At 64.2% G+C, this 24410-nt stretch carries 22 protein-coding genes and 4 tRNA genes; 10 read left to right on the forward strand and 16 right to left on the reverse strand.

The annotated features are described in order from the left end of the window. Positions 1-79: 79 nt before the first annotated feature. A complete protein-coding gene (locus RR42_RS13900) occupies positions 80-877 on the reverse strand; it encodes a hypothetical protein (protein WP_043347796.1) in 798 nt (265 codons plus the stop codon). Between the two features lie 285 nt (positions 878-1162). Here RR42_RS13900 and RR42_RS13905 point away from each other — a divergent pair, with 285 nt between their 5' ends. Together RR42_RS13905 and murI are read left to right on the forward strand one after the other, a co-directional pair. After that, on the forward strand, positions 1163-2686 hold the full coding sequence (locus RR42_RS13905; RefSeq protein ID WP_043347799.1) for a fumarate hydratase: 1524 nt from the start codon (positions 1163-1165) through the stop codon (positions 2684-2686). Between the two features lie 96 nt (positions 2687-2782). Further along, positions 2783-3595, forward strand: a complete 813-nt coding sequence (gene murI / locus RR42_RS13910; RefSeq protein ID WP_043347802.1) for a glutamate racemase — start codon at positions 2783-2785, stop codon at positions 3593-3595. A 21-nt stretch (positions 3596-3616) separates the two neighbouring features. Here the strand turns inward: murI and RR42_RS13915 are convergent, their stop codons facing one another. Further along, entirely contained in the window at positions 3617-5917 is a 2301-nt protein-coding gene (locus tag RR42_RS13915; RefSeq protein WP_043347805.1) for an AAA family ATPase, read from the reverse strand. Positions 5918-6365: 448 nt separating this feature from the next. On the opposite strand from RR42_RS13915, the gene RR42_RS13920 reads away from it, so the two are divergent. The 4 genes from RR42_RS13920 to RR42_RS13935 all read left to right on the forward strand — a co-directional run bounded on the left by RR42_RS13920 (position 6366) and on the right by RR42_RS13935 (position 8781). Beyond that, positions 6366-7022: an energy transducer TonB gene (locus tag RR42_RS13920; protein ID WP_043347808.1), complete on the forward strand. Its 657-nt coding sequence runs from the start codon at positions 6366-6368 to the stop codon at positions 7020-7022. Between the two features lie 29 nt (positions 7023-7051). Beyond that, positions 7052-7789, forward strand: coding sequence for a MotA/TolQ/ExbB proton channel family protein (locus tag RR42_RS13925; protein WP_043347812.1), 738 nt, complete (start codon positions 7052-7054; stop codon positions 7787-7789). 29 nt (positions 7790-7818) lie between these two features. Beyond that, complete coding sequence (locus RR42_RS13930; RefSeq protein ID WP_043347815.1) at positions 7819-8232, forward strand: ExbD/TolR family protein; 414 nt, start codon at positions 7819-7821, stop codon at positions 8230-8232. A gap of 216 nt (positions 8233-8448) precedes the next feature. Continuing rightward, a complete protein-coding gene (locus RR42_RS13935; RefSeq protein ID WP_043347818.1) occupies positions 8449-8781 on the forward strand; it encodes a hemin uptake protein HemP in 333 nt (110 codons plus the stop codon). A 246-nt stretch (positions 8782-9027) separates the two neighbouring features. Here RR42_RS13935 and RR42_RS13940 read toward each other — a convergent pair whose 3' ends face one another. From RR42_RS13940 to RR42_RS13950, 3 genes are all read right to left on the reverse strand, one after another. Beyond that, positions 9028-9435: a heme-binding protein gene (locus RR42_RS13940; protein WP_006158644.1), complete on the reverse strand. Its 408-nt coding sequence runs from the start codon at positions 9433-9435 to the stop codon at positions 9028-9030. A gap of 197 nt (positions 9436-9632) precedes the next feature. Beyond that, entirely contained in the window at positions 9633-9890 is a 258-nt protein-coding gene (locus tag RR42_RS13945; protein ID WP_043347823.1) for a hypothetical protein, read from the reverse strand. Between the two features lie 282 nt (positions 9891-10172). Then, positions 10173-10499 carry a hypothetical protein gene (locus RR42_RS13950; RefSeq protein WP_043347826.1) on the reverse strand — a complete coding sequence of 109 codons (327 nt, stop codon included), beginning with the start codon at positions 10497-10499 and terminating at the stop codon, positions 10173-10175. Between the two features lie 197 nt (positions 10500-10696). Here RR42_RS13950 and RR42_RS13955 point away from each other — a divergent pair. Further along, positions 10697-10783 (forward strand) — tRNA-Leu (locus RR42_RS13955). A 48-nt stretch (positions 10784-10831) separates the two neighbouring features. On the opposite strand, the gene RR42_RS13960 is transcribed toward RR42_RS13955, so the two are convergent. Further along, complete coding sequence (locus RR42_RS13960; RefSeq protein ID WP_043347829.1) at positions 10832-11935, reverse strand: YeiH family protein; 1104 nt, start codon at positions 11933-11935, stop codon at positions 10832-10834. A gap of 124 nt (positions 11936-12059) precedes the next feature. Between RR42_RS13960 and RR42_RS13965 the strand changes: the two genes are divergently transcribed. Then, positions 12060-12965 (forward strand): LysR family transcriptional regulator, encoded by a 906-nt coding sequence (locus RR42_RS13965; protein ID WP_043347832.1) that lies wholly within the window; start codon positions 12060-12062, stop codon positions 12963-12965. A 27-nt stretch (positions 12966-12992) separates the two neighbouring features. Here RR42_RS13965 and ybaL read toward each other — a convergent pair whose 3' ends face one another. The 7 genes from ybaL to uvrC all read right to left on the reverse strand — a co-directional run bounded on the left by ybaL (position 12993) and on the right by uvrC (position 20017). Then, positions 12993-14231 carry a YbaL family putative K(+) efflux transporter gene (gene ybaL, locus RR42_RS13970; protein ID WP_082054901.1) on the reverse strand — a complete coding sequence of 413 codons (1239 nt, stop codon included), beginning with the start codon at positions 14229-14231 and terminating at the stop codon, positions 12993-12995. A gap of 398 nt (positions 14232-14629) precedes the next feature. Further along, on the reverse strand, positions 14630-16174 hold the full coding sequence (locus RR42_RS13975) for a methyl-accepting chemotaxis protein (RefSeq protein WP_043347834.1): 1545 nt from the start codon (positions 16172-16174) through the stop codon (positions 14630-14632). 437 nt (positions 16175-16611) lie between these two features. Then, a tRNA-Cys gene (locus tag RR42_RS13980) sits at positions 16612-16685 on the reverse strand. Positions 16686-16789: 104 nt separating this feature from the next. Next, positions 16790-16865: transfer RNA gene (locus RR42_RS13985), tRNA-Gly, on the reverse strand. 79 nt (positions 16866-16944) lie between these two features. Next, positions 16945-17020, reverse strand: a tRNA-Gly gene (locus tag RR42_RS13990). 167 nt (positions 17021-17187) lie between these two features. Next, a complete protein-coding gene (gene pgsA, locus RR42_RS13995) occupies positions 17188-17790 on the reverse strand; it encodes a CDP-diacylglycerol--glycerol-3-phosphate 3-phosphatidyltransferase (protein ID WP_043347835.1) in 603 nt (200 codons plus the stop codon). 103 nt (positions 17791-17893) lie between these two features. Then, positions 17894-20017, reverse strand: a complete 2124-nt coding sequence (gene uvrC, locus RR42_RS14000; protein WP_082055019.1) for an excinuclease ABC subunit UvrC — start codon at positions 20015-20017, stop codon at positions 17894-17896. 112 nt (positions 20018-20129) lie between these two features. Here uvrC and earP point away from each other — a divergent pair, with 112 nt between their 5' ends. Together earP and efp are read left to right on the forward strand one after the other, a co-directional pair. Further along, entirely contained in the window at positions 20130-21332 is a 1203-nt protein-coding gene (earP, locus tag RR42_RS14005) for an elongation factor P maturation arginine rhamnosyltransferase EarP (RefSeq protein ID WP_043347837.1), read from the forward strand. A gap of 126 nt (positions 21333-21458) precedes the next feature. Continuing rightward, positions 21459-22019, forward strand: a complete 561-nt coding sequence (efp, locus tag RR42_RS14010; RefSeq protein WP_043347839.1) for an elongation factor P — start codon at positions 21459-21461, stop codon at positions 22017-22019. 110 nt (positions 22020-22129) lie between these two features. Here efp and nagZ read toward each other — a convergent pair whose 3' ends face one another. The 3 genes from nagZ to pdxJ are packed head-to-tail and all read right to left on the reverse strand — an operon-like array spanning position 22130 to position 24398. Further along, positions 22130-23179, reverse strand: a complete 1050-nt coding sequence (gene nagZ / locus RR42_RS14015) for a beta-N-acetylhexosaminidase (protein WP_043347842.1) — start codon at positions 23177-23179, stop codon at positions 22130-22132. After that, complete coding sequence (gene acpS / locus RR42_RS14020; protein ID WP_043347846.1) at positions 23176-23619, reverse strand: holo-ACP synthase; 444 nt, start codon at positions 23617-23619, stop codon at positions 23176-23178. Before acpS ends, nagZ begins: the two co-directional genes overlap by 4 nt. Next, positions 23616-24398, reverse strand: coding sequence for a pyridoxine 5'-phosphate synthase (gene pdxJ, locus RR42_RS14025; RefSeq protein WP_043347849.1), 783 nt, complete (start codon positions 24396-24398; stop codon positions 23616-23618). The genes acpS and pdxJ overlap by 4 nt, the downstream gene beginning before the upstream one ends. Positions 24399-24410 lie beyond the last annotated feature (12 nt).

A 24410-nucleotide genomic window follows, 5' to 3' on the forward strand; every position in this document is an offset into this window, starting at 1 on the left:
TGTGAAGGTGCGCGCACGCTGCCGGGGCAGCGTGCGCAGGGCGTACCGGGAACAGCGGCACGCCCTTGCAGGTAGTTCTTTATGCCTGCGTGGTAACGAAGTTGCCAACAGTGCTCATCGTACCGTTGCCGCTGCGCAGGTTGGCCGAGAGCGTCTGCAGGAACGACTGCAAGGATACCGGCGATCCAGAGCTACCGGATTGCTGAAGCGCGGAAAAATCCGTCTCGAGGGTCGCGAGCGTTGTTGACGCCGGGTTGCTGGCGCTGTCCGAGCTGGCACCACTCGATGAAGTGCTGCTGGCGCCAGCTTCTTGCGCCAGGCTGGACAGATCCGAGCTGACGCTCTGGTAGTGGTGGTGATGGTGGTGATGGCCGGTTGCGGCAGCCGGCGATTGGGTTGCCTGCGCAGCATCGGTGCCGGTCGCGCTGGCTACGGTGCTGTAGGTCGTGCTGGCGGCGGTGGTGGTAGCGGTGGTAGCAGCGCTCGTGCCCTGGCTTGCGGTGGTGCCGGCTGCCTGGGCGGCAAGTGCCTGGAACAGCGCGCCGACGAACGCTTGCACTGCGTTGCCGGAGGCATCCGCGCTGTCCGTCGCGCTGGACGCGGTGGTGGTGTTGCTGGCGGCGGCGCCCGAAGCGGTGCCGGCGGAAGTGGCGGACGCCGCGGTCGTCGAGCTGTCCGTGCTGGACGACGAGGTCGTGATGCCCAACTGCGCCAACGTTTGCTGAAGTGCCTGCATCAGCGCATCGGCCGGATTGCTGACCGAGTTGCTGGTGTCGCTGCCACTGGACGCATCCTGGCCACCGCAGCTTTTGCTGGTGGAGTGCGGCTGGAAAAGGCTGGACAGCGACGTGTTGCTGCCAATTGCGCTCAAGGTCATGGTCACATCTCCGTTATTGAGGAGATGCCAAGATAACCGCCGGCCCACCGTGAACATGCGCCAAGGAGAAAACGGAATCCGGACCATTTCACCCGCCCGTAAGGCCCTGTAAGGCAAGCGTCGCAGGCAGGGGAGGAACTTCGCGCAAGGAAGCGCGCATCGGCCAGCCGTGCGCAGCGAAGCGCACCTGCGGCCCTGTCGACAGCCGCATGCAATCAGGCACCTCCCCCTCGCTAGGTGTATGATTTCGGGCTAAATTTCCCCTCGACTGTCCTCCCCACAAAAATGACTGTCATCAAACAAGAAGACCTCATCCAGAGCGTCGCCGACTCCCTGCAATACATCAGCTATTACCACCCGATGGACTACATCACCAGCCTGGGCCGTGCCTATGAGCTGGAGCAGAGTCCCGCGGCCAAGGATGCGATCGCGCAGATCCTGACCAACAGCCGCATGTGCGCTGAAGGCAAGCGCCCGATCTGCCAGGACACCGGCATCGTGACGATCTTCGTCAAGGTTGGCATGGATGTGCGCTGGGATGACGCCACCATGGGCCTGTCGGACATGATCAACGAAGGCGTGCGCCGCGGCTACACCAACCCGGACAACGTGCTGCGCGCGTCCATCGTGAGCCCGCCCGAAGGTGGCCGCAAGAACACCAAGGACAACACCCCGGCCGTGATCCACTACGAAGTGGTGCCGGGCAACACGGTGGATATCCAGGTGGCGGCCAAGGGCGGCGGCTCGGAGAACAAGTCGAAGTTCGTCATGCTCAACCCGTCCGACTCCATCGTCGACTGGGTGCTCAAGACCGTGCCGACCATGGGCGCTGGCTGGTGCCCGCCGGGCATGCTGGGCATCGGCATCGGCGGCACCGCCGAGAAGGCCATGGTCATGGCCAAGGAATCGCTGATGGACCCGATCGACATCCAGGACGTGATCGCTCGCGGCCCGCAGGATTGGATCGAGGAAATGCGCGTCGAGCTGTACGAGAAGGTCAATGCGCTGGGCATCGGCGCGCAAGGCCTGGGCGGCCTGGCCACCGTGCTGGACGTCAAGATCATGGGCTACCCCACCCACGCTGCCTCCAAGCCGGTGGCGATGATCCCGAACTGCGCGGCCACCCGCCATGTGCACTTCACGCTGGACGGCAGCGGCCCGGCCAAGCTCGAAGCGCCTGACCTGTCGGCCTGGCCGAAGGTCGAGTGGGCACCAAACACCGAGACCTCCAAGCGCGTCGACCTGAACACGCTGACGCCGGCGGAAGTCGCCTCGTGGAAGCCGGGCCAGACCCTGCTGCTCAACGGCAAGATGCTGACCGGCCGCGACGCCGCGCACAAGCGCATCGCCGACATGCTGGCCAAGGGCGAAAAGCTGCCGGTGGACTTCACCAACCGCGTGATCTACTACGTGGGCCCGGTCGATCCGGTGCGCGATGAGGCCGTCGGCCCGGCAGGTCCCACCACCGCTACCCGCATGGACAAGTTCACCGAGATGATGCTGGCCGAAACCGGCCTGATCTCGATGATCGGCAAGGCCGAGCGCGGCCCGGTGGCGATCGAGGCCATCAAGAAGCACAAATCTGCCTACCTGATGGCAGTCGGCGGCGCGGCCTACCTGGTGGCCAAGGCTATCCGGCACGCCAAGGTGGTCGGCTTCGAAGACCTGGGCATGGAAGCCATCTACGAGTTCGACGTCAAGGACATGCCCGTGACGGTGGCCGTGGACAGCGAAGGCACCTCGGTGCACAAGACCGGCCCCGCCGAATGGCAAGCCAAGATCGGCAAGATCCCGGTCGCTGCGCTGTAACACGCGCCACGCCGTGACAGCAATGCTGTCTGCAAAAGCCGGGTCATCCGACCCGGCTTTTTGCTACCTGACCTTTTGATTGCCTCGACCCCTCCTGTGAACAACGCACCCATTGGCATCTTTGATTCCGGCCTCGGCGGCCTGTCCGTGTTGCGCGAAATCCGTGCCCTGCTCCCGCAGGAATCGCTGATCTACGTAGCCGACTCGAAGTACGCGCCCTATGGCGAGAAGCCCGAGCATTTTGTCGAGGCGCGCACGCTGCAGGTTTGCGAATGGCTGGTGGCACAGGGCTGCAAGGCCCTGGTGATCGCCTGCAACACGGCGACCATGCATGCGGTGCAAACGCTGCGCGAAAAGCTGGCGCTGCCGATCATCGGCGTCGAGCCCGGCCTGAAACCCGCCGCCGCTGCCAGCCGCAGCAAAGTGGTTGGCGTGCTGGCCACGGGTAACACATTGAAGAGCGCAAAGTTCGGCCGGCTGCTTGCCTCCTTGGAAGGCGAGAGTCGCTTCCTCTGCGAGGCTGGCGTCGGGCTGGTGCCGCTGATCGAGCAAGGCGATGTGGATGGCCCGGCCGTGCGCGAGAAACTCACCACCTACCTGACGCCCATGCTCGAGGCCGGCGCCGATACGCTGGTACTTGGCTGCACCCACTACCCCTTCCTGTCGGACACCGTGCGTGAACTGGTGGGCGATCGTTTGACGCTGGTCGATACCGGTGACGCGATCGCGCGGCAACTTCGGCGCAAGCTGGCCGAGCACGACATGGCTGCGAGCGCCGACGCGGTGCCCAGCGACCGCTACACCTCGACCAAGGATGCCGCCCATCTGCGCGCCATGGCCGCGGCGCTGCTGCATGTGGACGCGCCCGCGGAAACCCTGGTGATCGAGCCCGCGCCGGCATTCGACTGAGGCGTCGCCTCCTGCTTCAGGTCATTGCAGGAACCCCAGCGGCCGGCGCTGCCGCACGTCCGGCTTGACAGCATGTTCCTGGCGCAACTGCGCCAGGAACTCGTCTGGCGTGAGCGTCTCGCCGAGCAGCACGCACTGACGCTTGACAGTAGCGAAGTCGCCCGGCGTCAGGCAATCCATCTTCGCCAGCTCCTCGCGCATGGTTGCGTCCATGCGCTGCGGTTCGGCATCCAGCGCTTCCTCGACGAACATCGCCATGCGTTGCTCGGGCTTGAGCGGCAAGAAACGGATCTTGAACGAGAAACGACGCAGCGCCGCCTCGTCGATCCGCTCGAACAGGTTGGTGGTGCATACGAAGATGCCGTTGAAGCGCTCCATGCCCTGAAGCATCTCGTTGACCTCGGACACCTCGTAGTTGCGCACGGCGTTCTGCCGGCTTTGCATGAAGCTGTCGGCTTCGTCGAGCAGCAGGATGGCGCCGTCCTCCTCCGCGCGCGCGAACATCGCCGCGATCTGCTGTTCGGTCTCCCCCACGTACTTGCTCATCAGGTCGGAGGCGCGCCGGATCATCAGCGGCTGCTCGAGCGCGGCCGCGATGTGCTCGGCCAGCGCGGTCTTGCCGGTGCCCGGGGGACCATAGAAACACAAGGTGCCGCGCTGCCGTGCCTTGAGCGCCTGCACGATCTTGCCGACCTCGTAGCGCGTCTCCAGGTTCAGGTAATCCAGGCGGTAGTGCGTCACCACCGGGCGCCCTTCCACCTCCGGGCGCAAGCCCATGGCGCGGTCGGCATGGTCAAGCTGCCGCAATATCAGCGCCTCCACCGGCTCGGCCACGCCCGAGCCCGCCAGTTGCACGAAGCGCGCGGCCGATTGCACCTGCGCCGGTGTCAAGGTCTTGCGCGCGGCCAGCGACGCAATAAAGGCGTCGCTCACGTCCAGCGTGCCCAGGTGCTTGCGAATGATGTTCTCGCGCACCAGCGGGGGCGGGATCTTCAGCTCCAGGTGAAACTGGAAACGGCGCAGATAGGCCGGGTCAATCTGGCGAATCGAGTTGGAGATCCAGATCACCGGTACCGGGTTCTGCTCCAGCGTCTGGTTGACCCAGGCCTTGCCGTTCACCGAGCCGCGCGGATCCTCCTGGCCAAACAGGCTGGTGAGCTCGCGCGCGCTGCCCGGGAACACATCCTCGACTTCATCAAACAGCAAAGCCGTGCGCGGGCGGCCACGCAGGAACGCCTGCGACACCTGAAGCGAGCGATAGCGATCCTTGCCTGACAAGCTGTTGCCGTCGCGGTCCAGGCAGTCCACTTCGTACAACTCGCAGCCAGCCTCGCGCGCCAGCAGCCGCGCGAACTCGGTCTTGCCAGTGCCGGGTGGGCCGTAGATCAACACGTTGACGCCGCAGGCATGCTGCTGTGTGGCGTTGGCCAGCAGCGCCGACAGGTAGCGCGCATCCGTCTCGACGTGCGGATAGTCGCCGGTGCCAAGCGTGGGGGCCGCCGCCGGGCGCGTGAACACCGCCATCATCTCGGCTTCGTTAGCGTAGTTGCCAAGCAGGACATGCAACAACCGATCCGACAGGCGCATCAGGTCACCCAGATCGGTCACGCTGTTCTCGGGCAGGGGCTGCTCGATCAGGTTAAGCGTCTCCAGGCGCGAGCCGGGCCGCAGCGAGGCCGCCACCGCGGCCGGACTTGCGCCGGTCAAGCCCGCGAGGATCTGGAAGGCCTCCTGGCTGTGCGCTACCTTGCAGTCCACCATCACCGCGCGCAGGTCGCGCTTGTATTTTGCGAGCGCCGCATACAGCAACAGCTTGCGCTCGTGCTCGGGCAAATCCAGCACATGGCTGAGCATGTCGATGTTACGCACCAGCAGCACGCGCTCGCCATCCAGCCGCTCTGCCAGCGCTGCCGCCGACGCATCGAACACGGCGAACATATCCTTGGCGTGATGCTTGACGTACTCATCCAGGTAGTAGAACAGCGCGCTCTCATCGAAGGCGCTGTTCCATTGCCCGTGCCGCTCCAGGAATTCTTCGGGCGTGAGGCGCGCAGCGCCTTTCCAGGCCGGCATATCGGCGCAGCGCGCGGCAAGGAAACGCTGGACGCGCAACACCACGCCGTACGGCCACACCATCTCCTGTGCGCTGACCGTCAGGATGTCGTTGATATTGCTGCGCAGGTTGAATCTGGGCCCCAGCGAGCACACGACCCGCAGGGCGAACTGGGCGCACATCCAGTCGAGCGCGGAGGTGCATGGCGAGCCGGCCGCAGCACGCAGGAGGGTCGAGCGGTCGTCTTCGGCGAAACGGGTGAAATCCATGGCCTGGTCCTCTCGCACGGGGGGCGCCGCGGCCGGCGCGGCGAAATACTCGAACGGCTCGAATGGTTCGTCTTTTTCCTATGCTAGCGCGCTTTGTGGCAGATCGGGCATTGCCGGCAACCCTGTGCCGTGCGAGAGCGCGCATTTTGTCGCAGCCGCGGGAAGGTATCGCCAAATCGGCGTATAAAGGCGGCTGCGCGGCAGCGATTCAACGCATTGCGCAAAATGCCACCAAATAAGAATCATTATCGTTTATACTGGCGACCTGACACGCTGCCTCGAGAGCGGCGCTCCCACCGGCATCACTGTTGAAGGAGCGTTTATCATGGAATTGCTGCTTAGCTTGCTGGTCGGTTGTGGCATCTCGCTGATCCTGTTCTATCGCAAATAGGCCCTATCGCTAATAAAGCCGGCGCCGCGCCAATTCGCCGACATCTGCTGTTTTCTCATGTTCGATCAACGTTTTTTCAAGATCACGCTTGCCGTCCTGCTGTTCCACGTCGGCCTGCTCTACCTGATCCAGAGCGGGCTGGGGCGCAAGATCACGGAGGCCGTGATCTCGCCGGAAGTCGTCGCGCGCATCATCCCGCTCGAGCCGCCCCAGAAGCCCGCCGTCGAGACGCCAAAGCCCAAACCGGAAACCCCGCCCAAGCAGGTGAAGGTCACCGCACCCAAGCCTGCACCGCCGCAACCGCGCCCCACGCCGACGCCGGTGGCATCGCTGCCGCCCACGCCCAATGCCGTGGAAGCACCGCTCGCGCCGCCTGCCCCGCCGGCACCGCCCGCCCCCGCCCCCGAGCCAGCCGCTCCTGTGTCGGCAGCGCCACGCGCGGTCGGCATTGGCGAGATCCAGTGCAGCCCGCCACAGCCCACCTACCCGTCGCAATCGCGCCGCATGGGTGAAACCGGCAAGGCCGTGGTGCGTCTGACTACAGACGATACCGGCAAGGTGGTCAAGACCACGGTCGTAACCTCGAGCGGATCCTCCAGGCTGGACCAGGCCGCCGAGGAGGCGGTGCGACGCATGCGCTGCAAGCCCTATCTGGACAACGGTCGTGCCGTGGCGGTTACCGCCCAGCAGCCGATCGGGTTCGAACTCAACTGATTTCAATACCGACCTCACCAGGAACCAACATGCAGGACCTCGGACTTTCTCACCTCTGGACGCAAGGCGATTTCGTCATGCGTGCCACCGCCATCATTCTGCTCATCATGTCGCTGGCTTCGTGGATCGTGATTCTCACGAAGGCGTGGGATCTCTTCCGGCTGAAGAAGATGGCGCATGGCGCTGAAAAGCGGTTCTGGCACTCCGACGATTTCGACCACGCGCTCGAAACCCTCGGCAGCAGCGAAGCCAACCCGTTCCGCGCGTTGGCCATGACCGGCAAGGAAGCCGCGCAGCACCATCGCGCCAGCCAGCCGCAACTGCACGACGTGATGGACATCTCGGACTGGATCACCCGCTCGCTCAAGAGCGCCATCGACGACGCCGTTGCACGCATGCAATCGGGCCTGGCCGTGCTGGCGTCCGTCGGTTCCACAGCGCCGTTCGTTGGCCTGTTCGGCACCGTGTGGGGCATCTATCACGCGCTGATCAACATCGGCGCCTCCGGCGTGCCGACCATCGACAAGGTGGCAGGCCCGGTGGGCGAGGCGCTGATCATGACCGCCTTCGGCCTGGCTGTTGCGATCCCCGCCGTGCTCGGCTACAACGCGCTGACCCGCGGCAACAAGGGCGTGATCTCGAAACTCAACCGCTTCGCCCACGACCTGCACGCCTACTTCGTCACCGGCGCCCGTGTGCGCCCGGCCAGCGCCAGCGCGCGTGCCGCCGATGACAACGGTGTGCGCCTCGCAGTCAAGAATCAGTAAGGCCGCAGCAAGGCAACAAGGAAGTCATCATGGCATTCGGCACCCTCGACTCGGACGAAGACGAAGTAATGAGCGAAATCAACATGACGCCGCTGGTCGACGTCATGCTGGTGCTGCTGATCATCTTCATCATCACCATTCCCGTGATCAACCACACGGTCAAGATCGACCTTCCGCGTGCAACCAACACGCCCAACGATCCCAAGCCGCAGAACATCAACCTGGCGATCGACGCCAGCGGCAAGGTCTTCTGGAACCAGGCTGAGGTGGACGAGCCCACGCTCGAAGCCAACATAGCCCAGGCCGCGCAGCAGCAGCCGCAGCCTGAGCTGCATCTGCGGGCCGATCGCGACGTGCGCTATGAGCGTGTGGCGGAAGTCATGGCAGCCGCCCAGCACGGCGGGTTGGGCAAGATCGGGTTCATCACGGAACCCAAGCATTAGTGCTGTTCGTGCCGTGCTATTTGGGCCGGCAGCGGAGCATCGACAAAAAGGGCACTCCATGGAGTGCCCTTTTTGTTTGCGCTGAACCGTCCTTCACAATAGAGATCTCTGTTGTAATGATAACAATTCTCATTTAATATTGAGCCAACTTGAACCCGGTCGTGACCGCTCGCAGTCCCGCGCAGCCGCCACAGACCACCGGACCGGAGCCCGCCCATGAGCACCCTGACCCTGCCGCTGTCGCAACCGCATGAAGTCACCCGTCGCCGCCTTTCCCTGCGCCGGGTCGAAGTCAATCCCAGCAAGGCTGCGCCGGCGCGGCGCGAAAACCCCGCCAGCGCGGCGATCGAATCGATGAAATCTGCTGTAGCTGCCCTGCCCGCCCGGCTCGAAGCGCTGGTGCGCGACAGCCTCCCCGCTGCGCCCGCTGGGGATGCAGTGCCCCTGGATTCGCTGATGCGTGGCGCCAACCTGCTGCCGATCCTGCATAACGGCGAGGTCTACACGCTGCGCATCACGCGCTATGGCAAGCTGATCCTGACGAAGTGACCGTGCCCGAGCGCGCGCACGCGCCAGCACAAGCCATGCCGTGGGAAACCCTCGTGGCAACCATGTAATGCTGTACGGGATCTCGATGCAAGAAGGGCTACCGGAACCGGCAGCCCGACGCCAAAGTCTGTCGACAGGCTTTGGCATCAGGGAGCACAAGCGATTCGCTCCGCGGTAGGCAGGAGGTGCCGGCCGTGAGCCACGCTCACTGCCGGCACCACGGCCGCCTCTGTTTGCAGGCGAGTATCAGACGCCCAGGGCGGCAATACCCGCACGCGCGATCTGTGCGTCTTCGGTCGACTTCACGCCCGACACGCCAACCGCACCCACTACCTGGTCATTGACCACGATAGGCACACCACCTTCCAGCATGCCTTGCAGCACCGGTGCGGTCATGAAAGAGTGACGGCCGTTGTTGATCATGTCTTCGTAAACCTTGGACTCGCGACGGCCCAGCGACGACGTACGTGCCTTTTCGGTCGCGATGTAGCTCGAGATCGGTGCAGCACCGTCCAGGCGCTGCAATGCCAGCAGGTGACCACCATCGTCCACGATGGCAATCGAAACCGCCCATTGGTGATTCTTGGCTTCCAGCTCGGCTGCGGCCAGTACCTTCTTCACATCATCTGCCGTCAGCACGGTTTTTTGCTGCATACCACTCTCCTCGAAGATCATTTCAGTGAGCCGGAAGTATAGCGCCACGGCCCTTGGCATGACCATGCCGCCACCGTCCTGGCACCTGCCCGCAAAAAGCAAAAGACCCGCTCGAGGCGGGTCCTTTGATGATTCACGAGCGTTGCTGGATGCGGACGGCCGCAGCCCTCAGGGCCGCAGGCTTGTGTCCGGCAAACTCAGGCTCCGTCGCTGAACTGGTCGCGGCGATCGCCAACCTTGGCGCCGTCGGTGAACGGATCCACCTTGCGCGCGCCGTCGGTGTACGGGTCAACCTTGCCAAGCTTGGCACCATCGGTGTAGGGATCAACCTTGCCGATCTTGGCGCCATCGGTGTAAGGGTCTGCCTTGGCGATACCGGCTGCAAAGGCGGAAGCGGAGAGTGCGGAGAGGGCGGTCAGGGCTGCGATCGCCACCAGGTTGTTTTTGATCTTCATGGGCGGATCCTCTTGGGAATTAGGTCGTGCTGGAGGGGCGCTGGATGACGAAGCATTGCGGAATCTTGTCATCACGGCGTCACAGCGTCAGTATAGGTGAAAACCCTAATAAGGATATGAGAGCCGGTTTGACCTGTCTCTTCAAATTTTTTGACCCCACTGATAACTATGGAACCTTGTCCGGATTGCCGCCTACAGTTTGCCTCCCAGGGCTGCGCCTGAAAAACGAAAGGGCCCCGCAGGGCCCCTTTCGCCAGCCTGCGCGAGGCAGGTCGTTCATGCTTATCGCCAGTGGCGTCCATGTCCCGGGCCGTAGTAACCCCGCCCATAGTAGCCGCGGCCGTAGTAGCGCGGGCCGTAATAACCCGGCCCCGGACCGTAGTAGACCGGAGCCGGCCGCACGATGACCGGTGGCGGGCCATAGTAGACAGGTGCAGGCGCCATGACCACGGGCGGAGCGGCAATATAGGCTGGCGGCGGATAGTACGCCGGGCCGCCGACCACAACGCCAGGCACCCCAATCGCCACGCCAACGCTCACATGGGCCATTGCCGCACCGGATGCCAGCGCCCCAAGCAAAGCGAGTCCTGCGAGCCACCAACGTTTCATGATCCTAGCCTCTTGCAATGCGTTATTCGATAAGAGGTATTGTAGGTTCCTGGGAAATTGCAGGTGAAACCGAGAACGTTACATTGTTACCAGGAGTAACAACCGACACATAAAGACGTTGCCTCGGCTCACTTGGCTGCCTACGGCGCGGAGCTTGCATCACCGCGCGCAACCGACCACAATATCGGGCTTGCCGTGCGGCCGTGGAGAAATTGGTAGACTCAGCAGACTTAAAATCTGCCGCCTTTACGGGCTTACGGGTTCGACCCCCGTCGGCCGCACCAGCATCTACCCTCCCAGCATCCACGCTCCCCTCCCCCGGCTTTGCGCGCTCAGGCCACCGCTGCGCACAGCAGCGCGCCGCCGCACACAAGGAACACAAACAGCAGGCCTGCCAGCACCAGGGGCTTGCGCCCGGCGCGCAGCAAGGTGCCAATGCGGGTGTGCAAGCCAATTGCGAGCATCGCGCAGGCAAGCAGCCAGTTATCGAAGGCCAGCAGGGCCGGCTTCCAGTCCTGGGGGACAAGGCCCGCCGAATGCACGGCCATCACCGCCACGAAACCCACCGCAAACCACGGGATCGCCTTCAGAATGGCACCCCACGGACGCCCGCCTGCCGCGTTCTCGCCTTTGCCGTCTTCCGCAAGCCCGATGCCGGCCTTCGGCCACAGCGCCAGCACCAGCAACAGCGGGCCCAGCGCCAGCACGCGCACCATCTTGGTCACCACGGCGGCATCCGCGGTGGCGTCGCTGACCATCTTGCCCGAGGCAATGACCTGTGCCACTTCGTGCAGCGTGGCACCGGTGTAGATGCCAAACGTGCGCTCGCTGATGGCAAGGTGCCAGTGCTGCGTGGCCAGCTCAAACAGATAGGGATACAGCAGCATGCCGGCCGTGCCGAACAATACCACCGTGGCCACGGCCACGGCCGTCTGGCGGTCATCGGTGCGCACCACCGAAGCCACCGCGATGGCCGCCGCGGCGCCACATACGGCGCTGCCCGCGCTGACGAGAATCGCTTCCCGGCGGCTTAGTCCCAGCAGCGAAGAGCCGATCCAGATCCCCAGCAGCATGGTCGAGACCAGCATGGCCAGCGGCACCAGCACGCCTGCCAGGCCCAGGTCGGCGATGGCGCCAAAGGTGAGGCGCAGGCCATACAACGCCACGCCGAAGCGCAGCAGTTGCTGGCGCGCCAGCTGCATGCCCGGCGCGAGCGGGATGAGCCAGCGTTGCGGCAGCGTATTGCCGGCCACCATGCCGGCGAACATGGCCAGCGTCAGCGCGCTCATGCCGAGGCGCGAGACCGCCGGGTGCGCCGAGAACACCATGGCCAGCCAGGCGATGAAACCCAGTGGCACCAGCGTCAAGACCCGGGTCGGCCACGAAGGAGGTTCGGTGCCGAGATTGGCAACTGCGGACGATTGAATGGAAGACATGGCGGGGGTCCTGCCCGTAATGCCGGAGGGCTTCGGGGCGCATATTGAATATGCTCGAAGCGTACTTAGCTGGCGTAAATCTGTAAAACAGGTAATATCGTTATACATTACCTGTTTTACAGATATGAGCCATCGCCCACTCCGCCTCACCCTGCGCCAACTCTCCGTTTTCGTCGCGGTGGCGCAGCACGGCAGCACCGTGGCTGCGGCCGATGCGCTGGCCATGTCGCAATCCGCGGTCAGCGCCGCGCTGGCGGATCTGGAGGCCACGCTGGGCGGCTCCCTCTTTGACCGGGTGGCGCGTCGACTGAGCATCAATGAGACCGGCCGGCTGTTTTTTCCGCGCGCGCTGTCGCTGCTGGACCAGGCACAGGAACTCGAGCGCTTCACCGTGCAACCCGGGGTGCAACTGCGCATTGCCGCCAGCAACACTATCGGCAGCTATATCCTGCCGGGGCTGCTCGCGGGTTTTCGGCATGCGCAGAGTGGCCCCTGTGCGCTGGACATGCGCATCGGCAACACGCGCGAGGTCCTGCAGGCATTGCTGCATTTCGAGGCGGATATCGGGCTGATCGAGGGCACATGCCACGAGCGCGACCTGCGCAGCGCCCACTGGCGGGACGATGTGATGGTGGTGGTGGTCAGCCCGTCACACCCGCTCGCAAGCTACCCTGGCAATCTGGCCGCCTTGCGCGACGCCGACTGGGTCGTGCGTGAACCCGGCTCGGGCACGCGCGAGATCATCGAACAACGGCTGGCGCCACTGCTGGGCGAGTTGCGCTTCGCGCTGGAGTTGGGCAACTCCGAAGCCATCAAGCGTGCCGTGATGAGCGGCTATGGAGTGAGCTGCCTGTCGCTGCAGGTGGTGGAAGACGAATTGCAGCGCGGCACTCTGGTGGCGCTGCGCGATGGCCTGCCCGACGTGGTGAGGCCACTGCACCTCGTGGTTCACCAGGACAAGTACCCTACGCAGGGCCTGCTGGCCTTTACGGAGTATCTTCGCCGCGATGCCGCGGCAACCAGCCAGTGAACTGCACAGGCCGCTGCATGCCCGCGCTCATGCGGGATGGGGATCCGCTTCGCCTGCATGCTTGGCGGTATAGCGATCGAGCAGGTGGAACAGCAACGGATTTAGCACGATGGACAGCAGCGCGCCAGCCAGGATCAGGGCGTGGCCCCGCTCGGGCAGGATCTTCAGATAGACACCGAGGCCCGCGAGGATGAAGGAGAACTCGCCGATCTGGGCCAGGCTGACCGCGATGGTCATGCCGGTACGGGTGGAATGCCCGAACACCCGAACGATGCAAAGTGCAGCAAGCGATTTGCCCACCACGATGATGAACAGCGTGGCCAGCACGCCCCAGGGGTCGTTGATCAGCACCATCGGGTTGAACAGCATGCCGACCGAAACAAAGAACAGCACCGCGAACGCATCGCGCAGGGGCAGCGACTCCTCCGCCGCGCGGTGACTGAACTCAGACTCCGCCAGCACCATGCCGGCAAAAAATGCACCGAGCGCAAACGACACGCCGAACAGCGAGTACGCGCCAAAGGCCACGCCGAGCGCCGTTGCCAACACCGCCAGACGGAACAGTTCACGGCTCCCGGTCCAGACGATGCGCTCCAGCATCCAGGGAATAAAGCGACGGCCAATCACCAGCATCACAGCGACGAAGGCCGCCACCTTGCCCAGGGTAGCGAACACGGCGAACACGATGTCGCCCGAGTCCGGTGCGGCCGCGCCTGACGCCGCGCCGTCTGCGGACGGCGTGAGCAGGCCAGCCAGCGCCGGCAGCAGCACCAGCGTCAGCACCATGGCCAGGTCTTCCACGATCAGCCAGCCCACCGCGATCCGGCCCTGAGGCGACTCCACCAGCTCGCGCTCCTGCAACGCCTTGAGCAATACCACGGTGCTCGCCACCGAAAGTGCCAGCCCGAAGACCAGGCCTGGGCCCCATTCCCAGCCGAAGCCCCAGGCCGCGCCCATCCCGAGCAAGGTCGCGATGCCGATCTGTACCACCGCTCCCGGAATGGCGATCGTTTTCACCGCCATCAGGTCCTTGAGCGAGAAATGCAAGCCAACCCCGAACATCAGCAGAATCACGCCAAGCTCCGCCAGTTCCGGCGCCAGCGCCTGGTCCGCGGTGTAGCCCGGCGTATACGGGCCGACCACGATGCCCGCGCACAAGTATCCGATCAGCGGTGGGAGCTTGAGCCGGTTGGCCAGCGCACCCAATATAAACGCCAGGACGAGACCGCCGACGATGGTGCTGATGAGCGGGGTAGCGTGATGCATGCGTTCTGGGTTCCTCGTGCTTGGCCATGGCGGCGGTGACTGGACAACCCGCCCGCCCCCAGCGGCCGTAGGCGGGGACCACAAAGCGACCTCCGGGCCGCGCTGCGGCGTTGAACGCCGGACACAGGCCGAGAGGTACCGCACTGATTGAGGGAAACGGGAACGGGAGTTTTACAGCAGCCTGGAGGCGAAAAGCGCGGCATGAGTCCAAGCGGACGACGATGGCACGCTGTTCAGGTCAGGATATGCCCTGAACGCCCCGTGAAGACTACAACATGGAATGTAACACGATCACCACAAAGGCAAAGCGCGGAATCGGGGCAGGATGCGCCGCCATCATCGCGGAAGCGCGCCGCCGCCCTGCCATCCCGTCGCCCTGATCCTACCGCCCTGAAGTCCTACCGCCCGGCCAACTGGAACGTTGCCACGGTCTCGCGCAGCTTGTCGGCCTGCTCTTCCAGCGATTGCGCAGCCGCTGCCGCCTGCTCCACCAACGCCGCGTTCTGCTGCGTGGCCTGGTCCATGTGCCCGACGGCCTGATTGACTTGCTCGATCCCGGTGCTTTGCTCGCGCGAGGCTGCGGCAATCTCCCCGATGATGTCGGACACGCGGCGCACGGCCTGACGAATCTCGCCCATGGTCTTGCCCGCATCCTCGGCCTGCGCCGAGCCTTGCCTGACCGTGTCGACCGAGGTGTCGATCAAGTCCTTGATTTCCTTCGCCGCGCTGGACGACCGCTGGGCCAGGCTGCGCACCTCGCCGGCCACGACCGCAAAGCCACGGCCCTGCTCGCCAGCGCGCGCAGCTTCGACCGCAGCGTTGAGCGCCAGGATATTGGTCTGGAAGGCGATGCCTTCGATCAAGGTCGTAATCTCCGCGATACGGGTGGAACTGGTGCTGATTGCGCCCATCGTCTCCACCACCTGCTGCACGGCCGTGCTGCCGTACTCGGCCACATCGGCGGCAGAATTCGCCAGGCTGCTGGCCTGGTGTGCATTGTCGGCATTTTGCCGCACCGTCGCGGTCAGTTCCTCCATGCTGGCTGCTGACTGCTCCAGCGACGCAGCCTGCTGCTCGGTGCGCGTGGACAGGTCAGCATTGCCTGCCGCAATCTGGCGGGCAGCCGTGCTCACGGAATCGGTCGACATGCGGACTTCACGCAGCGCCGATGCTACGCGCTCGATCAATTGATTAAAGGCAACCGCCGTGCGCCCGATCTCATCCCCATTGCGCACCGAAGCGCGACGCTCGAGGTCCAGCGACTTGCTCACATAGTGCAAGGTCTGCTCGATCTCCGCCAGGCTGACATGAATGTGCCGATAGAGCGAATAGCCCATTGCGCCCGTGACAACAAAGCCGCAGACAATAATTGCCGAAAAGAACGCCAAGGCTAGCGTGTACGCCTTCGCGTTGCTCGAAACCAGTTTCTCGCCCAGGCCCGCGTTGTACGCCACGTGCTCGTTGATGGCGGTGCGCAGCGCCTTGACCGCGACAAAGAGCGACCCCCCTATCAGCATGCCCCGCGCACCGTCGGCGTCGCCGGCGGCAGACCGCTCCAGGAAGCGCCCCCGCTCCGCGCGATACTGCTTGATCGCGGCGCGATCCGCATCCAGCATCTTGCGGTCGGTCTCATCGGAAAGATCGGTGCGCTCGTAGTGCGCGACTGTGGCGTCGAAAGCCTCGTCCGCCTTAGACAAAGCGGCCACCGCCTCCGAGCGGCTGCTCGCCTCCGGGGACAAGGCATAGTGGTAGAGCGACAGGCGCATGGTACTGACGGTATCGCGCAGGTCGCTCAGCGTGCGCACGCTGGCGAGCGTGTTGTCGTTGAAGTAGGTAAAACGCTCCTGCGACTCGCGGAGTTGCCAGATACCGCCGACTCCGACTGCAAGCAGGGCAAGCAGGGCCAGCGACAAGGTGCCTAACAGGCGTTGAGTGATGTTCATGGCGCAATGTCGGCGCGCGCGAGGGCGCGCACCGCTTCTCCAATAGAGGTGGACGATGAAATGACGCCCGTGGGCAACGGGAACGGGGTCAGGCAGTCAGTTTTGGAAGCGCGCTTGCAACAGTCTCGAAATCCGGCGAGTCATCTTTTGGACGACCCTCACTCCGCCTTTACGGCAGCCGCTGGAATAGCTGAAGCAAAATTGGGAAATAAAACAAAAATAAGCGACGATATTAGGACTTGTCCTAAAAATAGAAGAGGATAAACGACAAAAAGACAGCCGGGACTCACGCTCTGGCGGAAATTTGAGGAAAAAAAGAGGGGGAAGAAGGAGGGGAAGGAGGAGGGGAACGTTGGTGCAGATGGCACCGGTGGTGAACGGATCGCCAGAAAGCAAAAGCGCCACCGGTTAGGGTAGCGCTCTGTGCTTGAAGATACTGGAGGCGGGGGTCGGAATCGAACCGGCGTACACGGCTTTGCAGGCCGCTGCATGACCACTCTGCCACCCCGCCGGGTGACGGCTGCTGGATTGTAGCCGCATTCGCCAGACCCTGCCGGGCCGCGCTTGCGCACTACCATCACAAACAAAAAGGGAAGCGGTGCTTCCCTTTGGGATTGGAGCGGGAGACGAGGCTCGAACTCGCGACCTCAACCTTGGCAAGGTTGCGCTCTACCAACTGAGCTACTCCCGCATTTACTACTTCGACTACTCTGCGTGCCAACCTGGAACCACAAAACACACACTGTGGATTTCCAGATTTAACCGAAACCTGGAGCGGGAGACGAGGCTCGAACTCGCGACCTCAACCTTGGCAAGGTTGCGCTCTACCAACTGAGCTACTCCCGCAGGATCCTGCTAACTTCCTACTCAAAACACAGCTTCTGTGCCAATACAGCTCACATCTTGCTACATTCTTGCTGCTTTTCGCTTCGTTCGGTTTGTTTCGTCAGAAGCGAGAACAGGATTATTGCAAATCAGCGGCGTGGTCGTCAAGCATATTTTTCATCGAATCATCACTTTTGTGCGGTGGCCTCGCCACTTAGGCCACTGCGCTCGCGGATCTGCGGCCACGCCAGCTTCATGTAATAGAACATCGACCACAGGGTCAGCACCGCCGCCACGTAGATCAGCCATGCGCCCAGCACGGAAGCATCGACGATGCCGAACAGGCTATCGTTGAAGAGCAGCAGAGGGATCGCGATCATCTGGAAGGTGGTCTTGAGCTTGCCGAGGAAATTCACCGCGACGCTCTTCGACGCTCCGATCTGCGCCATCCACTCGCGCAGCGCGGAGATGGTGATCTCCCGGCCAATGATCACCAGCGCGATCAGGTCGGCCACCCGGCCCAGCGCCAGCAGCGACAGCAGCGCGGCCGCCACCATCAGCTTGTCGGCGACCGGATCGAGAAAGGCGCCAAAGGAAGACGTCTGGTTCCAGCGCCTGGCCAGGAAACCGTCCAGCCAGTCGGTGACCGCGGCCACGATGAAAAAACCGGCTGCCGTCATGTTCTTGGCATGCATGGGCAGCCATGCTTCAGGCAGGTAGTACACGCCCACCACGAGGGGAATCATGGCAACACGGAGCCAGGTCAGCAGGATCGGTATATTCAGCGGCATGGGGGCTCGGAACGGGACGACGGCAATGGGCAACGCCGAGATTGTCGCCTATTTCAACGATGGCCGAGCATTTCCTGCCACATGGGCGTCGGATTTGGCCGGATCAATGTAGCTGCCGATAGATTTCCTCGGCCAGCGCGTGCGAGATGCCATCGACGCTGGCCAGTTCGTCGATGCTGGCCGCGACCACCCCGCGCAGGCCGCCAAAGCGCGTGAGCAGCTTCTGCCGGCGGCGGGCGCCGACGCCCTCGATCTCCTCCAGCCGCGACGTGTTGCGCACCTTGGCGCGGCGCGCGCGCATGCCGGTAATGGCAAAGCGGTGCGCCTCGTCACGAATCTGCGCCACCAGCATCAGCGCCGCACTGCCCTGCCCCAGCTCCAGCGAAGGACGGCCATCGGCGAAGATCAGCGTCTCCAGCCCGACCTTGCGGCCCTCGCCCTTGGCCACGCCGACCAACAGCCCGATATCGAGGCCAAGCTCCTCGAACACCTGGCGCGCAACCTCCACCTGGCCCTTGCCGCCATCGATCAGCACCACGTTCGGCACCAGCGCCAGCGCGCTGGACGCGCCCGCCTCGCGGCCTTGCTCGTCACCCCCGGGAGCTGCCTCCTGCGCCTGCTCCAGCATCTCCACCAGCTTCTGGTAGCGGCGGGTCAGCACCTGACGCATGGCGGCGTAGTCGTCGCCGGGCGTGATGTCCTGGATGTTGTAGCGGCGGTACTCGGCGTTCTGCATCTCGTGATGGTGGAAGACCACGCAAGACGCTTGCGTGGCCTCGCCAGCGGTGTGACTGATGTCGAAGCATTCGACCCGCAGCAAAGCGAGGTCCTCCATGTCGATGCCGATCGTCTCGGCCAGCGCCCGCGTACGGGCCTGCTGGCTGCCTTGCTCAGCCAGGCGGCGCGACAGCGCCAGCTCGGCGCCTTTCTGCGCCATCTCGAGCCAGGACCGGCGCTGCCCCTGCGGCTGGCGCACCAGCGTGACCTTGCGCCCCGCCTGCATCGACAATGCCTCCAACAGCGCCTTGCCTGGCGGCAAGTGGCTCACCACCAGGATCGGCGGTACGGCCTGGTCCAGATAGTGCTGCGCCAAGAAGGCAGACAACACCTCGGCAGCGATGCGCTCGACCGGTATGCCGGCCGGGCCGCCGGGCGCTGCCGCGCCCTCGCCACCCGCCTCGCCCGGCTCGGTCACCGCGCTGGCACCGGCATCCTCGTCCCGGTGCCCGACAATCATCGCGCCCTCTTCGACGTGCGCCGGGAAGTAAGCCTTGTCGCCAAGATGGCGGCCGCCGCGCACCATCGCCAGATTGACGCACGCACGGCCACCCTCCACCGCTACCGCAAGCACGTCGATGTCGCTGGACTGCCCGACCTCCTCCACGGCCTGCCGCTTGAGCACGGTGGACAGCGCGCCGATCTGGTCGCGCACCGCCGCCGCCTGCTCGAACTCCAGCCGCCCCGCATGCTCTTCCATTTTCGCCTGCAAGCCTTCGAGCACCTCGTTCTGGCGGCCTTGCAGGAAGCGCGCCGCGTTGCTGACATCGCGCATGTAATCCGCCTCGCTGATGGCGCCCACGCAAGGCCCGGTGCAGCGGTGGATCTGGTGCAGCAGGCAAGGCCGCGTGCGATTGGTAAAGACGGTGTCCTCGCAGGTACGTAGCTGGAACACGCGCTGCAGGATCTGCATGCTCTCCCGCACGGCGCCCGCGCTGGGGAACGGCCCGAAATACTGATGCTTGCGGTCGGTGGCGCCGCGGTAATAGGCCATGCGCGGGAAGCGATGGCTGGTCAGCTTGACGAACGGATACGACTTGTCGTCGCGGAACAGGATGTTGTAGCGCGGCGCCAGCGCCTTGATCAGGTTGTTCTCCAGCAGCAGCGCCTCGGCCTCGGTGCGCACCACCGTGGTATCGATGCGCACGATCTTGGCCACCATCATGGCAATGCGCGGCGACAGCAGCGTCTTGTTGAAGTAGCTGGAGACGCGCTTTTTCAGGTCGCGCGCCTTGCCCACGTAAAGGACATTGCCCTGGGCATCGAAGTAGCGGTAGACCCCGGGCAGGCCGGGCAATTGCGCAATCACGGCCTTGGCGTCGAATGGCGCGTCCGACACAGAGTCGGCAGGGGCCGCCAAGGACGCCTTGGCCAGCTGCTCGGGCAGCCCATCCGGCTGGGTGGAGGCGGACGCGCCCTGATCGTGGGTTTCAGGTTCCTGCTGGGACATCGGTAGCGAATTGACCGTGGGCTGGCTGGCAGCGCGCATGCCCGGCAGGGCCAAAGCGCAACAAGCTCTAAAATCGCAAGTTTAGAGCAAATCCTTGCGGAATCACGCCACCATGCCCACTCAGCCCGATCGCGCCATCCGCTCCTGGGACATCTTCTGCACCGTCATCGACAACTATGGCGATATCGGCGTCTGCTGGCGGCTGGCACGCCAGCTGGCCCAGGAACACGGCCACGCCGTGCGCCTGTGGGTGGACGACCTGACCAGCTTCGCGCGCCTTGCACCAGGCCTCGACATCGCCGCTCCAGAGCAAGTGCTTGCCGGCGTGACGATTCGCCCGTGGCGGCGCGCGGACCAGGAAAGCGCCGAGGAGAGCGCCGCGCGCTTCGCGGGGGTCGCGCCGCACGATGCGGTGATCGAGTCCTTCGCCTGCGACCTGCCGGCCACATTCCTGGCCGCCATGGCTGCATGCGAGCCCAAGCCGGCCTGGATCAATCTCGAATACATGAGCGCCGAGCCCTGGGTCAGGGAACACCACGGCATGGCCTCGCCCCACCCGCGCTTGCCACTGGTCAAGTATTTTTTCTTCCCAGGCTTCGAGCCCGGCACGGGCGGCCTGCTGCGCGAAGCCATGCTCGGCATGCAGCGCGAGCACCTGCGCACTAGCCCCGCAGCCCAAGCGGCGCTCTGGCGTCGCCTTGGCTTCCAGCCCATCGACGGCGCCATAAAAGTCAGCCTGTTCGCCTATGCCAACGCCGCGTTGCCGGCGTTGCTCGCGCAATGGCGGGATGGCCCGGACCCCGTCCAGTGCCTGGTCCCGGCCGGCCTGGCGGCGCAACAGGCAAGCGAATGGTTCGGGGCGGCCGGCAGCATGGCCGGCAGCGCTTTCGAGTGTGGCAACCTGACCGTGCAGGTGGTGCCCTTTGTGCGCCAGGAGCACTACGATGAACTGCTCTGGCTGTGCGACCTGAACTTCGTACGTGGCGAGGATTCGTTCGTGCGCGCGCAGTGGGCTGGCCGGCCCTTTGTCTGGCATATCTACCCGCAATCCGACGCGGCGCACATGGTCAAGCTTGATGCCTTCCTGGCTTTGTTCCGCCATCGGCTGGAACAAAGCGGCCAAATTGAGGCTGCCAACGCACTTTCCGCCTTCTGGCACAGCTGGAATAAGGATGGTGAATCACCTGACTGGTCGCGCCTGCGCGCCTGTCTGCCCGTGCTGGGTGCCGCCACCGAGCAGTGGCAGCGCAGCCTGCAGCACCTTGGCGACCTGGCCGCAAATCTCGTGGCCTTCTGCGAAAATCGGGTAAAATAGTGGGTTATTTTGATGGTGACCAGGCCGGAAGACGGAAACGCCCCGCGCAAGCTTGCGCGCAGTGTGTCGGCAGAGCGCCTTCGCCATACCGAATTCCGAGACATTCTTTTTCAGGAAATAGTTCAGATGAAAACCGCACAAGAACTCCGCGTCGGCAACGTATTCATGATCGGTACCGACCCGATGGTCGTGCAGAAGGCTGAGTACAACAAGTCGGGCCGCAACTCCGCCGTGGTCAAGATGAAGTACAAGAACCTGCTGACGGAAGCCCCGGGTGAATCCGTCTTCAAGGCTGACGACAAGTTTGAAGTCGTGATGCTGGAACGCCGCGAATGCACCTACTCGTACTTCGCCGACCCGATGTACGTGTTCATGGACACCGACTTCAACCAGTACGAAGTCGAGCAGGACAGCATGGGTGACTCGCTGAACTACCTCGAAGACGGCATGACCGTCGAAGTGGTGTTCTACAACGACAAGGCCATCTCGGTGGACATGCCGACCACGCTGGTCCGCGAGATCACCTACACCGAGCCGGCCGTCAAGGGCGACACCTCGTCGGGCAAGGTGCTCAAGGGCGCCAAGATCAACACCGGCTTCGAACTGCAAGTGCCACTGTTCTGCAGCATCGGCGACAAGATCGAAATCGACACCCGTACCGGCGAATACCGCAGCCGCGCAAATTAAGCGCCGCTGATTCGCCGCCAACCGCAGCGCGGTTGGCGCAATGGAAAAAGGGCAGCCGAAGCTGCCCTTTTCTTTTCCCTGCTGCTTGCCGGCTTTCGGCGAATGCAGCGTCAGGCAATCAGGCCGTGGCGCTTGAGCACGCCCATGGCGGCGGCGTACTCCGCCTCTTGCATCAGCTTGTTCCAGTCCAGCGGCTTGCGGCGGCCGAACAGGCGGCGGATACGGCGTTGCGAGGTCTTGCCGATACGCACATCGAGCTCATCCAGCAACTGGTCGGCCCGCTCGGGATGGTTACAGATCAGCACCATGTCGCATCCGGCGCCCAAGGCAGCACGCGCGGCCTCGGTCACCGTGCCTGCCACGCTGGCCCCTTCCATGCTCAGGTCATCGCTGAAAATCACGCCTTCGAAGCCCAACTGGGTACGCAGCACGTCCTGCAGCCAGTAGCGTGAGAAGCCGGCCGGGTGCGGGTCGACCTTGGGGTAGATCACGTGTGCCGGCATCACCGATGACAGCGTCATCCCCATCCACTCGTAAGGGCGCGCATCCTGCGAGAGGATCTCGTCGAGGCCGCGCTCGTCCACCGGTACGGCCACATGCGAATCCGCTGCCACAAAGCCGTGCCCCGGGAAGTGCTTGCCGCAATTGGCCATGCCGGCAAGCAGCAGGCCGTGGGTCAGGTGGTTGGCGAGCATGGTCACCACACGCGGGTCAGCGTGGAAGGCACGGTCGCCGATCACGGCGCTGAGCCCGTAGTCCAGGTCGAGCACGGGGGTGAAGCTCAGGTCGATATCGCAGGCGCGCAATTCGGCCGCCAGCACGTAGCCGCAGGCCACGGCCGCCTTGGTTGCCGCCAGCACGTCCTGGTCCCACAACGCGCCAAGCCGGGCCATCGCCGGCAGGTGCGTGAAGCCATCGGTCTTGGCACGCTGCACCCGGCCACCCTCGTGATCGATGCAGATCAGCACATCGTCGCGCACGGTGCGGATCTCATGCGTCAGTGCCTGCAGTTGCGCGCGCGACTCGAAGTTGCGCGCGAACAGGATCACGCCACCAGTCAGGGGGTGAGAGATGCGGCGGACATCGTCCGCATCAAGTTGCTTGCCTTTGACATCGAGTACAACCGGACCCGGCCGTTTACCGGAAATCTTCTTGATCATTTGGATTCTTCACTAGGCTGGGAGGCAAGCGGCAGGCTGACGCCAGCGCCGCCCGGCTCGGCAATCGCAAAAGCGACCGCATAATCGTGTTCGTCGCTGACACTGACCCGCACCACGAGGCCGCGCTCGCGCAGCCAGGCGTCGAGCTCGCCGTGACAATGCGGATACGGCTCGCCGGAGGGCAGGTTCAGCAGTTCCATCGCGCGCCAGGTCATCGGCCAGCGCATGCCCAGGCCGATCGCCTTGGAGAAGGCCTCCTTGGCAGCGAAACGCGTGGCCAGGAAAGCGAGCCCGCGTTTTTCCGAGCGCGCCTTGCGGGCGTGGTACTTCTGAAGTTCCTGCGGACCGAGCACCTTCTCGGCAAACCGGCCGCGTGTGCGCTCCATCACGCCCTGCACGCGATCGATCTGGATGATGTCGGTGCCGATGCCGTAGATCACGCTGCGGCGTCCGGGCGCGGATAGGTGGTGCCGAGACGCGCGGCGACCATGATGGCCTTCATCTCGCGCACGGCATTCTGCCAGCCGACAAAGACCGCGTGCGCGACGATGGCGTGGCCGATGTTCAGTTCCTTGATGCCATGCAGCGCGGCCACCGGCTGCACATTGGTGTAGTGCAGGCCGTGGCCAGCGTTGACCACCAGGCCAAGCCGCACGCCGGCATCGACGCCTTCGGCGACGCGGCGCAGCTCGGCGGCCTGCTCCTCGGCCGAATGCGCATCGGCGTAGCGCCCGGTGTGCAGTTCCACCACCGGGGCGCCGCAAGCGGCAGCGGCTTCGATCTGCTCGACCTGCGCATCGATGAACAGCGAGACGCGAATGCCTGCGTCGGCCAGTTGGCGGCAGGCGGACTTGACCTGCTCGAAGCGCCCGGCTACGTCCAGGCCGCCTTCGGTGGTGACTTCCTCGCGCCGCTCGGGCACCAGGCAGACATCCTGCGGACGGATCCCGCAGGCGATGTCGAGCATTTCCTGGGTGATCGCGCACTCCAGGTTCATGCGCGTGGCCAGCAGCGGGCGCAGCGCATGCACGTCAGCGTCGCGGATATGGCGGCGGTCTTCGCGCAGGTGCAGCGTGATCAGGTCGGCGCCGGCCTGCTCGGCCTGCAGCGCTGCCTGGATCGGATCGGGATAGACCGTGCCGCGCGCATTGCGCAGCGTGGCCACGTGGTCGATATTGACGCCAAGGTCGATGACGCCGGGATGCGCGTGGAAGATCATGCGGGTGGGCTC

The sequence above is a fragment of the Cupriavidus basilensis genome (genome assembly GCF_000832305.1).
Taxonomy (GTDB): Bacteria; Pseudomonadota; Gammaproteobacteria; order Burkholderiales; family Burkholderiaceae; genus Cupriavidus; species Cupriavidus basilensis_F.